We start from the raw sequence: 20,477 nt of genomic DNA, 5'->3' as shown, positions 1-20,477 counted from the left end.
GTAAGGACGCGACCACTGTAATCTGTCATGCGACCACTGGTGGCCGGTACACGACCATACCGGTGAGTGACATGACCATTAATCGCCTTAACGCGACCACTACAGAGTGACATACGACCATTATCAGCAGTGATACGACCAAAACACTCCTTAATGCGGCAATCACCAGTCCGCACCATCACCTACCCAAACGCCTTTTTCAAACGCGCCATTCCTTCTTCAACCATCGCACGTGGAGAGGCAATATTCATACGGATAAAGCCTTCGCCGCCTTTACCGTATTTTTCACCTGTATCCACACCGAGCTTCGCCTTCTGATAAAGGGCTTCTTTCATTTCATCCTCGCTCAGTCCTTTTTCACGTGCATCGAACCATAAAAGATAAGTGCTGTCAGGTTCCATCAGGTAAAGGCCATCGATGTCACCAATGCCTTTACGGACGATCTCGAGGTTACCTTCAAGATAGTCAATCAGCTGTTCAAGCCACTCTTCACCGTCTGAATAAGCAGCTTCCATTGCGGTAATGCCGAATGTTGACAGTGTGAAGAAGCCCTGCTTTCCCTGATCCTCCTGCAGCTTTTTCCGAACATCTTCATCAGATGCAATAATGGCTGAAGCCTGCATACCGGCAAGGTTAAATGTTTTTGACGGTGCCACAAATGTGACGATATGCGGTGCATTGTCACCGGCTAATGCAGCAGGTACATGTTTTGCATGGCGGTAGACAAGGTCAGAGTGGATCTCATCTGATACAAGATATACACCTTCCTGGTTACACAAATCAGAGATTTTTTTCAGCTCATCTTCAGTCCAGATTCTTCCTGAAGGATTATGTGGGCTGCAGAGCAGAAACATTTTTACATGTTTAAGCTTTTCCGATAAATCATCCCAGTCGATTTCATAGCGGTTATTTTTCTCAATCAGCTGCGTCAGCACGAGCTCACGTTCATTTTGTTCGACCATGCTGAAAAACGGCGGATAAGCTGGCGTCATTGTCAGCACCTGATCCCCTTTTTCAGTGAGAGCACGGACTGCTGTAGCGATTGATGGGACGACGCCGGGTGAATACATGTACCAGGCGGCGCTGGTTTTCCAGCTATGACGTTTTTCAAGCCAGTTGGAGATAATCCGCGCAGTTTCAGGTGGTACAAATGTATAGCCGAATGGCGGTTCCTGAAGACGTTTTTTCATTGACTGTAAAACGGCATCCGGAGGAAGGAAGTCCATATCTGCGACCCACATCGGAAGCAGATCGTCAGTTCCGAACACATCCTTCAACATATCCCACTTCACTGAGTACGTTCCTTTACGTTTTAATTCCTGATCAAATATGCTCATCAGAAACACATCCTTTCTATTTCTCAATACTATGGTATGATAGATTCAGCATTTTTCAAAACAATTAGGTGGGGCAAATGGATATTCGTGAAATGAATTTAAAGCTTGTGATGATCCTGCAGGAGTGGGATCCTTTTAATATCGGGGAAGAAGGATATGACGGGGAGATTGAAGACGTGATTCAATCCGTTCATGATCTGCATCACCCGAGTGACCTGGCGAAGAAGATCCAGGCGATCTATGAGGAATCATTTGACCAGTGGATTCCGCTTCAGGAATGCACTAAAGTTTCCTATAAACTGCTGGCAGTAAAAATGGACGCAACCAGCCAGACATAACAAAACCCCCTTCACCGGAACTTACCGGGTGAAAGGGGTTTTTATTACATTAAATAATCTCCAGTGACTGTAAAAAGATTGCGATGATTGCGATTGGTGCAAGTATTTTAATCAGGAAATACCATACGTGCATCCATTTCGCCGGACCATTTGCCCCTTTTTCAAGCTCTCCGAATACATCCTCTTTTTTCAGACGGAAGCCGACAAACAGGCTGATCAGTAATGCGCCGAGCGGCAGACCGAAGTTATTGGCAATATAGTCTGCAAAATCAAATATCAGCATGCCATTAATCGTAACGTCTGTCAGTACGCCAAACGACAGTGCACTTGGAAGGCCGATAATAAAAATTAATACGCCGGCAATCCATGCATACTTTTTACGTGCTTCAGGACGCCCTTTTGAAAATGATGCTGTGACGATTTCCAGAATAGAAAATGCCGAAGTCAGTGTTGCGAATAACAGCAGCACCAGGAATACAAACATGAACAGTCCGCCAAATGCCAGCTCGTTAAACACGGCAGGCAGCACAACGAATACAAGTCCAGGTCCTTCTCCGGGTTCAAATCCAAGAGCGAATACTGCAGGGAAGATAACGATTCCCGCAAGAAGCGAGATCACGATGTTCAGCACTGCAACTGACCCCATGGATCGTCCAAGGTTTTCATCATCCTTCAGATAAGATGCATAAGTAACCATCACAGATACCCCGACGCTCAATGCAAAGAATGACTGGCCAAGCGCGAGCAGCATTGTTTCACTTGTCATATAGCTCCAGTCAGGAATAAATAAATACTCAAGTCCTTCTGAAGCGCCATCAAGCGTCAGTGATCTGATCGCAAGAATAACAAACATCACTAGCAGTGCAGGCATCATGATTTTACTTGCACGCTCGATTCCGTTTTGAATTCCGGTCTGTACGACCAGAATCGTCAGGATCATAAAGATCCCCTGTGCGACAAGTACTTCGACAGGGTTTGAAATAATCGTCTCAAACAGCCCGCCATACTCTTCCTGTGATAATCCGGTCAGGTTACCGGTCACGCTCCGGTACAGATAAGATAATATCCATCCGCCCGCCACGCTGTAGAATGAAAGAATAATAATAGCAACAGCTGTACCCAGGTATCCTACAAATGGCCACTTGCTTGAAGGAGCAAGCTTTCGGTAAGTGGAAATCGCATCAGATTTTCCCCGTCTGCCGATCACAAACTCAGCAAGTAAAATCGGACCTGCAATTAATACTGTAAACAATATAAAAAACAGCAGAAAAATACTCCCGCCATTAGAACCCGCCATATATGGGAACTTCCAGATCGCCCCAAGACCAATTGCTGAACCGGCAGCTGCCAGTATAAACCCGATCTTTGACGACCATTGCTGTGACTTCATACGTTTCACCTCTTCTTTTTGATTTGTTAATGCTACTACATCCTGAGAGTAGAGAAAAGTCTTTTTGAAGAGATTTTTTAAAAATGTTCAGTGAATTCCATTAATTGGACCAAATGCCTCATGAAAAACGGTATAATGGTAATAAATAGGGGTGAAATCATGCAATTTTCAATAGAAGAACCTTACTGGAAAAATAAAGCTGAACAGCTTATGATACAGCTCGGTTTTCCTGAATCTGAACGTGAGAGGGTCAGCGGCAAGCTATTTAAAGCCGAGCCTGAAAGTGAATCTGACTGTATGCAGATCATTTTAGATGAGGCATCACATATACAGCCTGAAATTGAAACGATCTCTCCGCATGCAGATGATCAGGAAATTCATGAAGCGTTGCAGGAGCTGCCATTACACTTGAAATCAGCAGTAGCGCTGACTATTTTTCATCAGTCAGATCAGCTTCAGAACATGATCAGTGCAGACCAATATCAAGAAGGTTTGACGAGACTGTCTGATCATCTTGATACAGATCAGTCACAGACAGAGAAACTTCTCAGGTTTTTAAAACCTACTTATGATCATAAAGAAATGCCTGAGTCCAGAGAATCACTGCCCAGGGAGGAAGAGACTCCTGAGCCTGTGCCAGCAAAGAAGCAAAAAGCTGTTAAGCCGATTGCTTCAGCAGTACTGGTGATCGGGCTGCTTTCGGGTGCGATGTTTTTACTTGGTGATCCACCTGTTGCAGACGAAGGTCAAGGTGCGCAGGAGGCTGATGAAGATGATGCTGATGACCTGGCAAGTGAGAAGGCCTTTACAGATGAAGAGATTGAAGAAATCGAAACAACAGTTACTGAAAAAAAAGAACAGTTAGCTGAGACACTTGGTCTGACTGAAAGTGATCTCCGTTTTATGATGGTGGTCCAGCAGGCTGATTCCCACATTGATTACATCAGAACGATGATGAAGCCTGACGTGGGTGTATCAGGTCCGGGTATTGAAGATATGAAACAGTATACTGATTATGTTCTTGACAGTATGGATCCGCCATTAATAGCACTGCGCAACAGTTATGAACAGGCAGGTGATATGGCTGGTGATAACAATCTGATGAGAAGTGATCAGGCAGTTGCATCGTTACTGCATGCTGCACCTGACTTCCTGATGGCTTACGAAAGAAAGCTAAATGAACTCATTCTTGAAAATAACTATACTGAGGAAGAATTGAGACAAAATCACAGCGATTTGTTTGAAAAGATTTCAGCTAATGGAATGGAAGTAACGTTTCAGCAAACAGATGAACAAATGGTTACGACTGTATCTTATGGCGGCCCTGAGTTTTTAGCGGAGACTGACTACCTGCATCCCGAGTATCAGAAGTTTATTAGTATGTTCACAGAAATGGGTATGCAAATGAATATGTCTGCCAATCAGTTTGATGCGGATTTAATTGCAAGGGCAGATCAGTTGCTCGAAACTGAGAAAATGTTGACGGGTCTTTTCAAACAACAGGAATTAATGAGAGCTGAGTTAGATAGTGGAGATAATCAGTATGGTTATGAACTTCAGGTGCCATACGGGATGAGTTATCAATTTACAGACCAATTAAAATCTCTTAGTTTTGATCGTTCGATGTATGCTGGAAAAGAAATATCCGAAAATTATCGTGAAGCATGGCAATATATTTTAAATGACGAAAAATTCAATGGTTCTAACATTAGAAAAATAGTGTCTCTGAATCAATGGATTGCAGAAAAGAATGATTATGAGCTCATAGAGGGATTTGGAGACGTCTCTATTTCTCCATTCAGTCAATATATTGACCCTTTGTATTATTCAAATCATTCATCAGCTACTATGACTATGCCGCTCAGCGGTTACATGGAGGAACTATATCAAATCTATGTAGCTGAAGGGTTTGAGCGCATTGATTTTATTCATCCTCAAATTTTAATCGTGTTTTACCTGAATGCACTTGAAACAGGGGATTACGAAACTGCGTACTCTCTCGTTGAAGGAGAAGATCTTCCTGATTACGAGTCTTTTGTGCAGGCTGCGAGTCAATATGAATACGAATTTGGACGTATTAATGATTTGATACCTGTCTCTTCATCAGATGAGGGAATGGTATTGACATTTGATCAAAGCAGAAATTCAATCAATTTTACGATTACTGAATCTGAAGACAGATACCATATTAAATTTAATTCAGCAGATATTTTTGAAGCGTTGGCAAGTGGGGTGGGTGGCTGATGCTGGAGACTGAAAAAAGCCTGAATGATTTTTTATTTGCTGCAGGACTGCCATTGTCTGTACGTGCAGGCATTATCCGTGAGGCAATGAAGAAGCATGCAGGCAAGAGAGTCCCCCTGATTATTGAAAAGGGGGAGTCAGTTCCCCCTTTAAAGACGTCAGACACTTTCAAACATAACGAAGATGAAGAGGTCTGGTTTGAAGTCGCTCAATTGGACATGCGTGACCGTGTCTATGTGCTGCTGCCTTATTTTGATGAGACAGCTGCTTTTGATAAAGAGGCTTTCCTCAAACTGAAAGAACGGATGGAGAACAGGTTTGGTTACAGGATCAGCGATGAACAGCTCGGGCTGCTGATGAAAATGATGACAGATACAGTGAAAGAGCAGCCCGCTGAAATACTGCCGGACGCTCCTTCTGAAATGTCTGAAGCAGCTGAAACCGGTAACAGAAAGCCATTGAATCTGAATTGGCCGGTTATGACAGTAGCAGGTGCTGCAATCATTGCAGTCATATTTTTATTACTTCAGGACCCTAATAGCAATGATGGTGCAGGAGAGACAACGTTTGCGCCGGAGCAGCCTGATTCAAAGACACTTGCAGAAGCACAGCAGGCCATGACTTCGGCTGTAGAAGATGCAGTTAATTTTTTATCTGAACAAACTGGACTGAATAGAGAACAGCTTGAGGAACTTGAATATGTTGAAAACCTGATCACCAGGATGGAAAGTGTAGAGGAGTTAGGAGCAACTGCAGATACAGAAGAAACAGCCGGAAACGCAATTTCAAGCATGAGAAATGTAGAACGCCTCGCAACAAATGAGATGATTACACCGATCAATAAGTTGGCCAGTGACGCCCAGCAGGTTTCCACGCGCACCTCATTTGCTATCCTTCAGGCTAATGATGCCTTGCTTTCCCGCTTTACATCCAATACGTTCGGTATGATCAACGTGTATGAAGAAGTTCTTTTGCAATACGAGTCTGAATTAAACGGGCTCGAAACAGACATTGCGCAGTTTCAATTTTCAGATGAAGCACAGGCGCTGATTGATAAAATTGAGGAAAATGGTTTTGAAGTGACCATACAGTCTGAACAGCAGTCCTTTGATGTGAATTACAGTGAAGAACGAATTGATAGAGCAATAGATGGTCTCTTAACAGACGAGTACGCCAGAATGATTAGAGAAAAAAAGTATTTTCCTTACGTAACTGAAGACAGAGAAACTGACTACAGTTATGCACAGCAGTCTATCAAACTGCTGACATCTGAAGATATTCTCATCCGTATGGCAGGCGATGAGTGGCTGACAAAGGAAATGTTAATCGAACATTCGAGACTTTTTCAAGCGTTTCTGCTTGATGTCACAGACGAATCCCAAAGAGTCCGTCCCGAGGTACTTGAGATCTGGGAAGGGTTAATCACTGAGGAAAACATACAGAAGTATTCAACTGCACGGTATATCCGTGATATTTACAATGCCCTTGGTGATACAGATTACATCATGACTGATGAAGTCAGAGAAATCCGTGACAAATATACGCTGGTCCCTGTCCTGTACCGTATCAGGTATGATGACGCTTATTTCCCGCTGAGTGATAACCTTCAGGAAAAATATAATATGCTTAATTCTTTTCAAAACATCAGTGATATAAGCTACTTATTACCAAAAGAAGCAGTGCTTATTTATATGAATGCAATGTCTTTAAATAACCCTGAAGTGGCTGAAATGATGTCTGTACCCGGGACATTTGTGATTGATGATCAAATAAACTGGTCGGATCAAGAATTTCTGGCAGGCCGTTTTACATCTATCCAAACAGCATTCGCAGATGGGAAAGCACTCGTGACTTTGTCAGGCGGGGACTATGACGAAAGAGAAATCGTTTTGCAGGAAATAAATGGTGTATGGATGGTTGAATTCGATGCTGATCATCTCAGCTGGTTTTGATTTTGTCGAAGACTTGTGATATAATCAATAATTGCGTGAAAACGATAAAAAATAATTGGTTATAGGAGAGATTTCCATGTCTACAAAATTCGAAGCAGGACAAGAACTAAAAGGTAAAGTTACAGGGATTCAGCCATACGGTGCTTTCGTTGCACTTGATGAAAATACACAAGGTCTAGTACACATTTCAGAAGTAACTCACGGTTTCGTTAACGACATTAACGATCACCTTTCAGTAGGTCAGGAAGTAAACGTAAAAGTTCTTTCTGTTGATGAAAATGCTGGTAAATACAGCCTGTCAATCCGTGCAACTGAAGAAGCACCTGAAAAGCCACAGCGCAAAGAGCGCCGTGCTCAGCCTTCTAAGTCTGTATCACACACTGAAGACACTACAGGTTTCAACAGCCTGAAAGATAAGCTTCAGGAGTGGATTGATCAGTCTGACATGAAGCGATAAGACGATATTAAAAGACTCATGCGGGTTTGCCGCATGAGTCTTTTTTTGATGTTTGGCCGGCTGGGACGCAGAGAGGTGGCTGGAATTCTATCACCTTTTTTGATAAATGTATCATCTTTGAACATAATTCCATCACCTTTTGGCGCAATTCACCGTTCTGCGCTGCGAGCGGTAAAATATCTATCACCAATGCAGGTTATTCGATCAGCAATTCATTAATTCCATCACCTTTACCAATGATTCGCTGGGCTACACCACCACGCCCGAAAACTAACAAAAACGCTTAACCCTACCCCTTCACCTTCAACCCATGCTTCTTCATACGGTACTGCAGATTCTGCCTGCTCATTCCGAGTGCATCCGCTGTTTTCGTGATATTAAAATCATGGTACTGCAGCGACTTTTGAATATAATAAGATTCCGCTTCTTGTAAAAAGCTGTCGAGCGTTTGAGAGGCTTTCCCTTCTTTCACCATGAAAGCTGAACCATCGAGTGCAGGCATACTGCTTGAGGGATCATCGAACTTCAGCCTGAAATAGTGTGGCAGGTGGGAATAAGAGATCTGATTTTCAGTCCCGAGTGCGAGCATGGAAGCTTCCATTACGTGCTCAAGCTCTCTGACGTTTCCGGGCCAGTCATACTCACAAAAAAGCTTCAATACTTCATCAGCAGTTCCTGAAACTGCCGTTTGAAATCGGATATTGAACTGTTCGATAAAATATTGAACGAGTTCGCTGATATCCTCTTTACGCTCCCTCAATGCCGGAACAAATACGGTGCGCTCACTGATCACATAATAGAGTTCTTTCAGGAGTTTGCCTGACTGAATGGCATCAATCGGATCCTCACTCAGTGTTAAAATGAGATTTTCCCGTTCATGACGCGGCTGTCTTTTTTCAATGAGCAGTCTGTCTGCGAGTTTTTTCTGAAGCTCAATCGGCAGGTATTCGGCGTGGCCCATAAAAAAAGTTTTTTTACTGCTGCTTTGCAGCTCTTCAATAAACCGCTCGCTCCGTTCATCAGACGAACTCCTGAAATCAATTCCTATAAAGCTGCTTTCATGCAGCCCCCGCTCTAAATGAATACTTTGTGCAAGCAGTTCTTTTCCGGTACCAGCCTCCCCGCAGAGCAACAGAAAATCATCGCTTTCGGCAGCGCGTTTTCCTTCATCAATCATCTGCTGGATGAGAGGGGAAGTGCCTGCCCAGTGATCGAACGATGACAGCTTTTTATGCGGGATGATATCGTGCTCAACCGCTGTTACCTCTCTGGCAATTTCAATGGCACCAAGAACCGTGCCGTCTATGATAATCGGATACGTATCGTTAATTGCGGTGACTTCGTGCCCTTTTACATTAAAATAGGATTGCTGAACGTTCAGAATTGGTTCTTTTAATGTCAATGCCTGAAGCAGTGTACTTTGGTCGTCAGGATGAAACTGAAAGACGTCAAGCAGGCGTCTGTCAAGCAGATCAATATCGCCGGTGCCTTCCATTTCACGCATTTTCTGATTATAAAAAATGGTTCGTCCGTTCGCATCCACAACATGAATACCACGGTCAATAACATCAATCATTGAAGAAATAAAAGCTGAATGCTGAATTGAGTGCAAGGTCTTTTCGCTCCCTTCATGAAGCATTTCTGCAACGTGGATTGGCTTTTTAATTATTTGAAAAGAGAAAATACTTGAAAAATGCAATCATCTTTTGCATTATTATATATGTAAGGGTTTTCTTACTGCAAATATTTTTTGCGTAAGCCCGGAACAATACTTATATAATTAGGAGGTTTATTATGATTCCTTACAATCATGAGCCATTTACTGATTTTTCGGTAAAAGAAAACAAAAAAGCATTCGAAGACGGTATGAAAACCGTTGAAGGATATTTAGGGCAGGATTATCCGCTGATCATTGACGGCCAGCGTGTTGTAACAGAAGATAAAATTGTATCTTATAACCCTGCAAAGAAGGATGAAGTTGTAGGCCGTGTATCAAAAGCGAACCAGGAGCTTGCAGAAAAAGCAATGCAGGCTGCAGACGAAGCGTTCAAGACGTGGAGAAAAGTAAAGCCTGAAGTACGTGCTGACATTCTTTTCCGCGCAGCAGCAATCGTAAGACGCCGCAAGCACGAGTTCTCTGCACTGCTTGTAAAGGAAGCTGGTAAGCCTTGGAATGAAGCGGATGCTGATACAGCAGAAGCAATAGATTTCATGGAATACTATGGCCGCGAAATGCGTGCGATGAAAGAAGGCAAGAAAGTTGAAAGCCGTCCTGGCGAATTCAACCAGTATCACTACATTCCACTTGGTGTAGGTGTCGTTATCTCACCTTGGAACTTCGCATTTGCAATCATGGCAGGAACTGCAGTTGCAGCAATGGTTACAGGGAACACGGTTCTTCTGAAGCCTGCTTCAACAACACCGGTTGTTGCAGCGAAGTTTGTAGAAGTGCTTGAAGAAGCCGGTATGCCTAAAGGAGTCGTAAACTATATTCCGGGCAGCGGTAAAGAAGTGGGCGACTACCTTGTAGATCACCCGAGAACACGTTTTATCTCATTCACAGGTTCACGTGATGTAGGTACACGCATCTATGAAAGAGCTGCTAAAGTGCAGGACGGCCAGGTATGGCTGAAGCGTGTCATCGTTGAGATGGGCGGTAAAGATACAATCGTAGTAGACAGTGAAGCAGATCTTGAACTGGCTGCACAGTCAATTGTGAAGTCAGCATTCGGCTTCAGCGGTCAGAAATGTTCTGCATGTTCAAGAGCAGTTGTACTTGAAGAAGTATACGATCAGGTACTTGACCGTGTAGTAGAATTAACAAAAGAATTATCACTTGGTGAAACAAAATCTCCGGATACTTTCATGGGACCTGTGATTGATCAGGCTGCATTTGATAAGATTATGGGGTATATTGATATTGGTAAGGAAGAAGGACGACTGGTTGCAGGTGGAGAAGGCGACAGCAGCAAAGGATTCTTCATTGAGCCGACTGTATTTGCTGACGTTTCTCCAAAAGCACGTATCATGCAGGAAGAAATCTTTGGACCGGTTGTTGCATTTACAAAAGCGAAAAACTTTGACGAAGCAATCGAGATTGCCAATGATACAGAATACGGTCTGACTGGTGCTGTTATCACAAATAACCGCATGCACCAGGAGCAGGCGCGTGAAGATTTCCACGTCGGAAACCTTTACTTCAACCGTGGATGTACAGGTGCCATTGTTGGCTATCAGCCATTCGGCGGATTCGACATGTCCGGTACAGATTCAAAAGCTGGCGGACCGGATTACCTGACACTTCACATGCAGGCTAAAACAACTTCAGAAATGCTATAAGCTTTAACGAATAAGCCGGCAGGTAAGAGATTGAACAGATGCGTCTGTAACACGGGCAGTATTTGCCAGTCTCTTCCTGCCTTTTTTAAATTAATGATATTAAAGTCAAATGTTGTTCTAGCACAGCTGGTGATTGGAGCGGAAGGGGACGACTCCAGCAGGAGAAGTCGGACAGGTGAGACCCCGCAGACGCGAAGCGTCGAGGAGGCTCACCGCCGGCCCTGCGGAAAGCGTTCCCTTGGAGCGGAAATCAACAGCCCGCTTCAACAGAGAATTTTAATAGGAGGAAAATAAAATGGTCAACTCAACATCAATTATCGAAAAAACAGAACGCTACGGCGCAAACAACTATCATCCACTGCCAATCGTTATTTCAGAAGCAGAAGGCGTATGGGTAAAGGACCCTGAAGGCAACAAATACATGGATATGCTAAGTGCATACTCAGCAGTCAACCAGGGGCACCGTCACCCGAAAATTATTCAGGCGCTCAAAGATCAGGCGGACCGCGTGACACTGACTTCACGTGCTTTCCACAATGATCAGCTCGCACCATGGTATGAACTGATCTGTGAATTATCAGGAAAAGAAATGGCACTGCCAATGAACACGGGAGCTGAAGCGGTTGAAACGGCAGTGAAAACGGCACGCCGCTGGGCTTATGAAGTAAAAGGCGTTGAAAAGGATCAGGCAGAAATCATTGCATGTCACGGTAACTTCCATGGCCGTACTATGACTGCAGTTTCTCTATCATCTGAAGAAGAGTATCAGCGTGGATTCGGTCCAATGCTGCCTGGCATTAAGTTAATTCCTTATGGTGACCTTGAAGCGCTTGAGCAGGCGATTTCAAAAAATACTGCCGCTTTTTTAATTGAACCGATTCAGGGTGAAGCGGGTATCGTATTCCCGCCAAAAGGATTCCTGAAGGCTGCAAAAGAACTTTGTGAAAAACATAATGTACTGTTTATTGCTGATGAGATCCAGGCGGGCCTTTGCCGCTCGGGAAAAATGTTTGCATGTGAATGGGAAGATGTGAATCCTGACATGTACATTTTAGGAAAAGCACTTGGCGGCGGCGTATTCCCGATCTCATGTGTGGTAGCTGATAAAGATGTACTTGGCGTCTTCAACCCGGGTTCACACGGGTCAACATTCGGAGGCAATCCAATGGCATGTGCCGTTTCGATCGCTTCACTTGAAGTGCTGAAAGAAGAAAAGCTGGCTGAGCGTTCACTTGAAATGGGTGAATACTTTATGGACGCTTTAAAGAAAATCGATAACCCGATGATTAAGGAAATCCGTGGAAGCGGCTTATTTATCGGAATGGAATTGACTGAGCCTGCAAGAAAGTATTGTGAGGAATTAAAGCACGAAGGACTGCTTTGTAAAGAAACGCATGAAACGGTGATCCGTTTTGCTCCACCGCTAGTCATTTCCAAAGAGGAACTTGACTGGGCAATCGAAAAAATCACACGGGTTCTTTCTTAAAGTTTTGTTAACAAAACCATCGTCTTAATATGCTGGTTATGTTACAATAATGCCGATTCATACTATTGAAATAAAAGAGGCGAACAATAATCATGGCAGAAAATTTGAATCTCTTTACGTCTACGCAAGAGGTTATTCACGAAGCACTGACAAAAATGGGGTACGATGATGCAGTTTTTGAACTGATGAAAGAACCAATGCGCCTTCTCACTGTGCGCATGCCAGTCCGCATGGATGATGGAAGTACGCGTGTATTCACAGGATACCGTGCCCAGCACAACGATTCTGTTGGTCCGACTAAAGGCGGCGTACGTTTCCACCCTGATGTGGATGAAGAAGAAGTAAAGGCACTTTCGATGTGGATGACGCTGAAGTGTGGAATTGTTGATCTTCCATACGGCGGCGGTAAAGGCGGAATCATCTGTGATCCCAGAACAATGTCAATGGGAGAGCTTGAGAGATTAAGCCGTGCATATGTACGTGCGATCAGTCAGATTGTAGGACCTACTAAGGATATTCCTGCACCTGATGTATACACAAACTCTCAGATTATGGCGTGGATGATGGATGAGTATAGCCGGATTGATGAATTCAACAACCCTGGTTTTATCACTGGGAAGCCAATCGTACTCGGTGGTTCACAGGGGCGTGAAAAAGCAACTGCACAAGGGGTAACAATCTGTATTGACCAGGCCGCAAAAAAACGCGGAATTGATATTAAAGGCGCACGCGTAGTCGTGCAGGGATTTGGTAACGCAGGAAGCTTCCTGGCAAAATTCATGCATGATGCAGGTGCCAAAGTGATCGCGATTTCCGATGCACACGGTGCGATCCATGATCCTGATGGACTCGATATCGACTATCTGCTTGACCGCAGAGACAGCTTCGGAACAGTGACAACACTGTTTGAAAATACGTTAACAAATGAAGAATTGCTTGAAATTGACTGCGACATTCTTGTGCCGGCAGCAGTTTCTAACCAGATTACTGCTAAAAACGTGGATAACATTAAAGCGTCAATTGTCGTTGAAGCTGCAAATGGTCCAACTACGCTTGAAGCAACGAACCGTCTGAACGAGCGCGGCGTACTGCTTGTCCCGGATGTACTTGCAAGTGCAGGAGGCGTAACTGTGTCCTATTTCGAATGGGTACAGAACAATCAGGGATACTACTGGACTGAAGAAGAAGTAAATGAAAAGCTTGAAAAGAAGCTTGTTGATGCATTCAATCAGGTTTATGATCTGTCTCAAAGCAGACGCGTCAATATGCGACTGGCTGCTTACATGGTCGGCGTACGTAAATCTGCTGAAGCAAGCCGCTTCAGAGGCTGGGTATAATCAAATGATAGGAAAGGGTTGCCTGAACGCAGGCAACCCTTTTTTAGTGGAATTACACTGGTGCAGGGTCTCTTTCTTCACGTACAGCAGGTTCCCAGGATTTAAAAAGTAAGCCCAGATTAATCAATCCGGCGATTCCGACAAGACCATATACAATTCTTGCCCCAGTCGACTCAACCCCGCCGAATATTGCAGCTACAGCATCAAACTGAAAAAAGCCTACAAGCCCCCAGTTCAACGCACCGATGACAGTTAATAAGAGCGCAGTTCTCTGAACAGTATGCATCCAATCCCTCCTTTCCGTCAGCGTTCCTTTATTATTTGCCGGCAGCGGTTTGACTATTCCGTGTAAGCATCTCAATTGCATTCGATGACCTCATGAAAGATAATAAAAAGTGGATTCCATAACCTTAGAGGAGGCATCACAATGGATACATTTACTTTTTATAATCCGGTAAAACTTATTTTCGGAAAAGATCAGACTGAACAATTAAAAGAAGAAATCCCTAAATACGGCAGTAAAGTATTGATGGTATATGGTGGAGGCAGCATTAAAAAGAACGGTCTGTATGATCAGATCACAGGTCTTTTAAAAGAAATCAATGCTGAAGTATTTGAACTTTCAGGTGTAGAGCCGAACCCGAGACTGACAACTGCAGAAAAGGGAATTGAGATCGCGAAGAAAGAAAACATTGATTTCATTCTTGCTGTAGGCGGCGGAAGTGTGATTGACTGCACAAAGCTGATCGCAGCAGGGGCAAAATATGACGGCGCTGCATGGAACCTTGTCACAAAGAAAGCATTTGCGAGTGAAGCACTTCCATTCGGTACAGTACTGACACTTGCTGCAACAGGCTCTGAAATGAATGCAGGTTCTGTTATTACTAACGAAGAGACACAGGAAAAGTACGGCTGGGGAAGTCCTGCCACATTCCCGCAGTTCTCGATTCTTGATCCGCAAAACACATTTACAGTACCAAAAGATCAGACAATCTATGGTATGGTCGATATGATGAGTCACTTATTTGAGCAGTACTATCACAATGTTTCAAATACACCAGTACAGGACCGCTTAATTGAAAGTGTGCTGCGCACAGTGATTGAAACAGCACCGAAGCTTGTTAATGACCTTGAAAATTATGAGTTGCGTGAGACAATCCTTTACAGTGGTACACTCGCATTAAATGGTATGCTGCAGATGGGTTACAGAGGCGACTGGGCATCACATAATATTGAGCACGCTGTATCAGCAGTGTATGATATTCCGCATGCCGGCGGTCTGGCCATTCTGTTCCCGAACTGGATGAAGCATAATCTTGAAGTCAACGAAGCACGCTTCGCACAAATGGCAGTTCGCGTATTTGACGTTGACCCTGAAGGTAAATCTGACCGTGAAATCGGTGAAGAAGGAATTGCACGTCTGCGTGAATTCTGGAATGAGATCGGTGCACCTTCAACACTAGCCGACTACGATATCACTGACGAAAAAGTTGACCTGATGGCTGACAAAGCAATGGTCAACGGTGAATTCGGTAACTTTAAGAAATTAAATAAAGATGATGTAGTGAAGATTCTGACTGCATCACTGTAAAACTGAAATCTGTTTAAAAAGAGTATCATGCTGTACTATGCAGCGTGATACTCCTTTTTTATATGAAAAGTCAGGTTCATTGAAGCGTAAGTCAACCACTTTGCTGTCACTTTCCAAATTTTAAAAGTGAAATAAACTTTTTTCTAAATGAATCCGTTTACAATCAGGACCATTCTTGATTCTCCTATAGACATCATATAAAGTGAAGAAAGAAAAACTAAGGAGGATAAAACGATATGACTTCAATTCGTTTTGATTATTCAAATGCACTTGAATTTTTCGGTGAACATGAACTGACTTATCTGCAGGGCGCAGTCAAGCAGGCGCATGAATCACTTCACGCGGGAACTGGTGCAGGAAGCGACTTTTTAGGATGGGTAGATCTTCCGGTTAACTATGACAAAGAAGAATTTGCACGCATCCAGCAGTCAGCTGAAAAAATCCGTAAAGATTCTGATGTACTGTTAGTGATTGGGATTGGCGGTTCATACCTTGGTGCACGAGCTGCTCTTGAAATGCTGAACCACAGCTTCTACAATGCGCTATCAAAAGATCAGAGAAAATCACCACAGGTTCTTTTCGTTGGAAATAACATCAGCTCTACATATATGAGAGACCTGATGGACCTTCTTGAAGGAAAAGATTTTTCAATTAACGTGATCTCAAAATCAGGTACGACAACTGAACCGGCGATTGCTTTCCGCGTGTTCAGAAAAATGCTTGAAGAGAAGTACGGTAAAGAGGAAGCGAAATCACGCATTTATGCAACAACAGATAAAGAAAAAGGTGCCCTTAAGACTCTCGCATCTGAAGAAGGTTTCGAAACATTTGTTGTGCCTGATGATGTTGGCGGTCGCTATTCTGTTCTGACAGCGGTAGGCTTATTACCGATTGCCGCTGCTGGTATTGATATTGAAGCGATGATGAAGGGTGCGGCTGATGCGCGTGAAGAATACAGCACACCTGAGCTTTCAGAAAATGGTGCTTATCAATACGCAGCAATCCGTAACGTTCTTTACAATAAAGGGAAAACGATTGAAATGCTGATCAACTATGAGCCGGGCCTTCAGTACTTTAATGAATGGTGGAAGCAGCTGTTCGGGGAAAGTGAAGGGAAGGATTTAAAAGGCATTTTCCCTTCATCCGCAAACTTCTCAACTGATCTGCATTCACTTGGTCAGTATGTTCAGGAAGGCCGACGCGACATTTTCGAAACCGTTGTAAAAGTGAAAAATCCGCGTCATGAGCTGACAATCGAAGAAGCTGACAGTGATCTTGACGGTCTAAACTACCTTGCAGGAGAGACTGTAGACTTTGTTAATAACAAAGCATTTCAAGGAACACTGCTCGCGCACACTGACGGCGGTGTGCCGAACCTGATTCTTGAAATCCCTGCGATGGATGCTTATACATTTGGCTACATGGTTTATTTCTTTGAGAAAGCCTGCGCAGTGAGCGGCTATCTTCTCGGTGTTAACCCATTTGACCAGCCGGGTGTTGAAGCATACAAAGTAAATATGTTTGCATTGCTTGGAAAGCCTGGCTTTGAAGAGAAAAAAGCTGAACTTGAAAAGCGTTTGAAGTAATGCAACAGGACTGTCCTTTATGTAAAAGGGCAGTCTTTTTTACATAGTTCTAAACGCTGCGGATATCCTATATATAAAGGAGTGTGAAGACATGCATACGTTTCAATCCTCTATAGAAGGAATGGAATTTCCGCTTATACTGCTTGAAGACCGCTTAAAAAAAGAGGGGTATGTAATTGGTGGGAACTGGGAATACGATCACGGCAGTTTCGATCTGTTACTTGAACAGCAGGGCGATTATCTGTATTTAAGGCTGCCGTTTGAGGCTGAAGGTGGAGAACTTGATAAAGACGACAGTACGGTTAGAATGCTTCAGCCGTTTCTTTTATCTCATCAGTACGATCCGGATCGTGATCAGGATGCTTCATCCGGTGCAGTTTCAGCTGCGTTTAATCAATTTCAGTCCCCAGAAGATCAGGATGCACCGCTTACGCCTGAGCAAATTGAACATGGTTCAGCTGCACTCGAACGTGCGGAAAAACTGCTCAATCAGGTTTATGCTGACTGAGCAGTGCTTCTCCAATTACCTGCTTTGTCTTGACGATCGCATCTGCGCCTGCAGCTAATGCCTGTTCAGTCAGCTGGTCAGAAATCAATTCTGCTACACATCTGATTGAGGGATTCAGCCTTTTAGCTGTCAGGATTGTTAAGATCGTCTGTGCATCAGCGGCTTCTTCATTTAAGTGCTGATCTGCAGTGATAATCAATTCCTTTGCGTTTTCAACACATGCTTTATGTAAATCGGCAGTGTGATTTGCTGCTCCCTTGATAAAACTCACGTGTTTTTGTTCATACATCGGGTGGCTGTTCAGCGTCTGATCAATAATTAAAATATCGTTCTCTAAACGGGATATGAGATAAAATGCCCGGGCATTCCAGCCAACTACGATCACATGATCAACTAACGCAGCCCCTGCGGCTCCTTCCATATAAGCCTGCTGTGATCGGACCGCATAAGCTGCAAACATGAAGAAATAACTGGAAAGAAGACCTGCGCCGATCAATAAAAGCACGGCAGCAAAAAACCTTCCCTGAGAACTTACTGGGACAAGATCTCCGTAACCAAGTGTAGAAATCGTAACAAGAGCCCACCACCAGCCATCTTCAATTGTTTTAAACGTATCAGGTTCAATTAAATGAATGGTGATCCCTCCTGAAAAAACGAGCAGGAAAACAGCCAATATTACGAACAGCCATTTTGGAAGTCTGCTAATATGCTGAATCATCGCACTTCACCTCCACATCAGTATTGCCTTTTTAACAAAAAAATTATTCCCGCGTACCTTGCACGATGTCAATTTAAGGGTATAATAGTTCTTGCGCGGGGCTATAGTTCAGTGGGAGAATGCTTCACTGGCAGTGAAGAGGTCAGGGGTTCGAATCCCCTTAGCTCCATATAAAAAAACCTTGAAGCCATAAAAGCTTCAAGGTTTTTTTACGTCCTATCATCAATCTTATCTTGATTCAATCTCAACACCTTCGACATCATCCATGATTGAAAGAGAGCTGTAGAGTTCAGTTACACTTTGTCTGATTGGGATTGAAGCGGTCAGTTCAACCATGTGCAATCTTTCTTTCGTATCTTTTAATCTCATATGTTCAATCACAACACCATCAGCTTTCAATTGATCCAGGAGATGTTTACCCTGATCAGCCTTCGTAAGAATCACCTTGATATAGATCTCCTTCTGTCTGAAGTGTGAAGGACCGGTCCACTTTAGAATAAATGGAAGGAGCTCAACACTTACAATAATTAAGATGACGCCCATCGTTGCTTCAATATAAAATCCTGCGCCAACTGCAATTCCGACACCTGCAGCGCCCCAGATAATTGCAGCGGTTGTAAGTCCTGAAATCGTATCATTTCCCTTGTGGAGAATCACGCCTGCTCCAAGGAAGCCGATTCCGGATACAATCTGAGCAGCGAGCCGGAGCGGGTCCATCGTAATATTTACTTCTTCATCACCACTGAACGAATACGCTGACTCGATTGATACGATTGTAAGGAGGCAGCTGGCAATTGAGATGACAAGGCTCGTCTTAAGACCAACAGGCTTTCTCTTTAGTTCGCGTTCAATCCCGATGATCATACCCAAAACGGCTGTAATCCCAAGTTTTATTAAAAGTTCTTCATTAATCAAATCCCGGCACCCCCTTGAATTATCATTGGAAATCAATCAAAGTAAGGATGTAGACGTGCTTAATCATATTATACAGCGGTAAAGGGGATTGTACGATGCAATTAGGGGAAAAGCTGGCTCCATTAGCAATTATTATAGGTGTTATTACAGTTTCATTTTCAGCTATTCTTGTAAAGCTGTCATCCGGTGAACCTGGTGTCATCGCATTCTATAGAATGTTTTTCAGTGCGCTGATATTATTGCCTTTCTTTCTGAGAGGGCACGTTAAAGAGGTTAAGCACTTACAGAGAAAAGACTGGATTCTTACAATCGCGGCAGGAGTGCTGCTGGCATTACATTTTATTTTATGGTTTGAATCACTGCAGTATACGTCTGTAGCAAGTTCAACTGTTCTGGTGACGATGCAGCCGTTATTTGCTTTTGTTGGAGCGTACTTTTTATTTAAGGAAAGAATTACACCTCAGGCTATGATCTCAGCAGTCGTTGCGATAGCAGGAAGTGTTCTTATTGGGTTAGGAGATCTACAGGTCAGTGGAATGGCACTAGTCGGTGATATTCTAGCTTTAATATCATGTGCATTCGTAACCGGCTATCTTTTGTTTGGCCAAAGTGTCCGTCAAAATCTCACATTGACTACATACACTTTTCTCGTCTATTCAGTCAGTGCAATTCTATTACTACTTTATGTTCTGATAAAAGGAGAATCACTTGGACCATTTGAAGTTAATGAGTGGGTGATCTTTGTCAGTCTGGCAATCCTGCCTACCTTATTTGGCCATTCGCTTTTTAACTGGGCAGTGAAGTGGGTGAGCACAACAGTGATTTCAATGGCTATCCTGTTTGAACCGGTCGGTGCAGCAGTATTTGCCTATTTCATATTAGGAGAAGCGCTGAGTGTGTCGCAATTAACAGGAGGGTCAATCATTCTGCTGAGTCTTGGATTTTTCATCCTGACAATTAGGAGAATCAAAGTTTCTTAAAGAAAATCAAAAGTTTTTTCAAAAAGGTATTGCACGATATTAAATGCCGTGATATATTATTACCTGTCCTTAAGAGACGCGAGAGTCAAACGCACAGCACAACGAAATGATTTTCTTCAAAAAAGTGTTGACTCTTAAAGGGAAAAGAGATATGATGATTAAGTCGCTCGAGTGCGAAACACTCACGACTAAAGAAGTATTTGAACCTTGAAAACTAAACAACCAAACGTCAACGTTTTAAGATTTTAAGTCTTTTTCGAACAAAAAAGACAATGAGCTTTTCAAACACTTTACGGAGA

17 protein-coding genes and 1 tRNA gene are annotated in these 20,477 nt (G+C 43.4%); 12 read left to right on the top strand and 6 right to left on the bottom strand.

Annotated features, from left to right (window positions below):
- Nucleotides 1-182: 182 nt before the first annotated feature.
- Nucleotides 183-1,337 carry a MalY/PatB family protein gene (locus tag KP77_RS12195; RefSeq protein ID WP_041123008.1) on the bottom strand — a complete coding sequence of 385 codons (1,155 nt, stop codon included), beginning with the start codon at nt 1,335-1,337 and terminating at the stop codon, nt 183-185.
- Between the two features lie 77 nt (nt 1,338-1,414).
- Between KP77_RS12195 and KP77_RS12190 the strand changes: the two genes are divergently transcribed.
- Nucleotides 1,415-1,675 (top strand): DUF1871 family protein, encoded by a 261-nt coding sequence (locus KP77_RS12190; protein ID WP_041123007.1) that lies wholly within the window; start codon nt 1,415-1,417, stop codon nt 1,673-1,675.
- A gap of 49 nt (nt 1,676-1,724) precedes the next feature.
- Here KP77_RS12190 and KP77_RS12185 read toward each other — a convergent pair whose 3' ends face one another.
- Nucleotides 1,725-3,065: a sodium-dependent transporter gene (locus KP77_RS12185; RefSeq protein ID WP_041123006.1), complete on the bottom strand. Its 1,341-nt coding sequence runs from the start codon at nt 3,063-3,065 to the stop codon at nt 1,725-1,727.
- 159 nt (nt 3,066-3,224) lie between these two features.
- Here KP77_RS12185 and KP77_RS12180 point away from each other — a divergent pair, with 159 nt between their 5' ends.
- From KP77_RS12180 to yugI, 3 genes are all read left to right on the top strand, one after another.
- Nucleotides 3,225-5,309, top strand: coding sequence for a hypothetical protein (locus KP77_RS12180; RefSeq protein WP_041123005.1), 2,085 nt, complete (start codon nt 3,225-3,227; stop codon nt 5,307-5,309).
- Entirely contained in the window at nt 5,309-7,261 is a 1,953-nt protein-coding gene (locus KP77_RS12175; RefSeq protein WP_041123004.1) for a hypothetical protein, read from the top strand. The genes KP77_RS12180 and KP77_RS12175 overlap by 1 nt, the downstream gene beginning before the upstream one ends.
- A 76-nt stretch (nt 7,262-7,337) precedes the next feature.
- Nucleotides 7,338-7,718: a S1 domain-containing post-transcriptional regulator GSP13 gene (gene yugI / locus KP77_RS12170; RefSeq protein ID WP_039810634.1), complete on the top strand. Its 381-nt coding sequence runs from the start codon at nt 7,338-7,340 to the stop codon at nt 7,716-7,718.
- Between the two features lie 289 nt (nt 7,719-8,007).
- On the opposite strand, the gene KP77_RS12165 is transcribed toward yugI, so the two are convergent.
- On the bottom strand, nt 8,008-9,330 hold the full coding sequence (locus tag KP77_RS12165) for an AAA-type ATPase lid domain-containing protein (RefSeq protein WP_052474155.1): 1,323 nt from the start codon (nt 9,328-9,330) through the stop codon (nt 8,008-8,010).
- A gap of 182 nt (nt 9,331-9,512) precedes the next feature.
- On the opposite strand from KP77_RS12165, the gene pruA reads away from it, so the two are divergent.
- From pruA to KP77_RS12150, 3 genes are all read left to right on the top strand, one after another.
- Complete coding sequence (pruA, locus tag KP77_RS12160; protein WP_407637929.1) at nt 9,513-11,057, top strand: L-glutamate gamma-semialdehyde dehydrogenase; 1,545 nt, start codon at nt 9,513-9,515, stop codon at nt 11,055-11,057.
- A 295-nt stretch (nt 11,058-11,352) separates the two neighbouring features.
- Nucleotides 11,353-12,543: an ornithine--oxo-acid transaminase gene (locus KP77_RS12155; RefSeq protein WP_041123002.1), complete on the top strand. Its 1,191-nt coding sequence runs from the start codon at nt 11,353-11,355 to the stop codon at nt 12,541-12,543.
- A gap of 92 nt (nt 12,544-12,635) precedes the next feature.
- Nucleotides 12,636-13,880, top strand: a complete 1,245-nt coding sequence (locus KP77_RS12150; protein WP_041123001.1) for a Glu/Leu/Phe/Val family dehydrogenase — start codon at nt 12,636-12,638, stop codon at nt 13,878-13,880.
- Between the two features lie 52 nt (nt 13,881-13,932).
- On the opposite strand, the gene KP77_RS12145 is transcribed toward KP77_RS12150, so the two are convergent.
- A complete protein-coding gene (locus KP77_RS12145; RefSeq protein WP_041123000.1) occupies nt 13,933-14,166 on the bottom strand; it encodes a DUF378 domain-containing protein in 234 nt (77 codons plus the stop codon).
- Nucleotides 14,167-14,307: 141 nt separating this feature from the next.
- Between KP77_RS12145 and KP77_RS12140 the strand changes: the two genes are divergently transcribed.
- From KP77_RS12140 to KP77_RS12130, 3 genes are all read left to right on the top strand, one after another.
- Nucleotides 14,308-15,471, top strand: a complete 1,164-nt coding sequence (locus KP77_RS12140; RefSeq protein WP_041122999.1) for an iron-containing alcohol dehydrogenase — start codon at nt 14,308-14,310, stop codon at nt 15,469-15,471.
- A 236-nt stretch (nt 15,472-15,707) separates the two neighbouring features.
- A complete protein-coding gene (locus KP77_RS12135) occupies nt 15,708-17,057 on the top strand; it encodes a glucose-6-phosphate isomerase (protein ID WP_041122998.1) in 1,350 nt (449 codons plus the stop codon).
- A 91-nt stretch (nt 17,058-17,148) separates the two neighbouring features.
- On the top strand, nt 17,149-17,565 hold the full coding sequence (locus KP77_RS12130; protein WP_041122997.1) for a YugN family protein: 417 nt from the start codon (nt 17,149-17,151) through the stop codon (nt 17,563-17,565).
- On the opposite strand, the gene KP77_RS12125 is transcribed toward KP77_RS12130, so the two are convergent.
- On the bottom strand, nt 17,543-18,283 hold the full coding sequence (locus KP77_RS12125; RefSeq protein ID WP_052474153.1) for a potassium channel family protein: 741 nt from the start codon (nt 18,281-18,283) through the stop codon (nt 17,543-17,545). The two genes, KP77_RS12130 and KP77_RS12125, sit on opposite strands and share 23 nt — an antisense overlap.
- A gap of 97 nt (nt 18,284-18,380) precedes the next feature.
- Here KP77_RS12125 and KP77_RS12120 point away from each other — a divergent pair.
- Nucleotides 18,381-18,452 (top strand) — tRNA-Ala (locus tag KP77_RS12120).
- A gap of 59 nt (nt 18,453-18,511) precedes the next feature.
- Here the strand turns inward: KP77_RS12120 and KP77_RS12115 are convergent.
- On the bottom strand, nt 18,512-19,147 hold the full coding sequence (locus KP77_RS12115; protein WP_052474193.1) for an MgtC/SapB family protein: 636 nt from the start codon (nt 19,145-19,147) through the stop codon (nt 18,512-18,514).
- Between the two features lie 146 nt (nt 19,148-19,293).
- On the opposite strand from KP77_RS12115, the gene KP77_RS12110 reads away from it, so the two are divergent.
- The gene (locus KP77_RS12110; RefSeq protein ID WP_041122995.1) at nt 19,294-20,178 is read left to right on the top strand and encodes a DMT family transporter; all 885 of its coding nucleotides are present in this window, start codon (nt 19,294-19,296) and stop codon (nt 20,176-20,178) included.
- The last annotated feature ends 299 nt before the right edge of the window (nt 20,179-20,477 follow it).

It is taken from the genome of Jeotgalibacillus alimentarius (assembly GCF_000829445.1).
In the GTDB taxonomy this organism is placed as follows: Bacteria; Bacillota; Bacilli; order Bacillales; family Jeotgalibacillaceae; genus Jeotgalibacillus; species Jeotgalibacillus alimentarius.
This window is presented reverse-complemented; position numbering and strand designations above follow the sequence as displayed.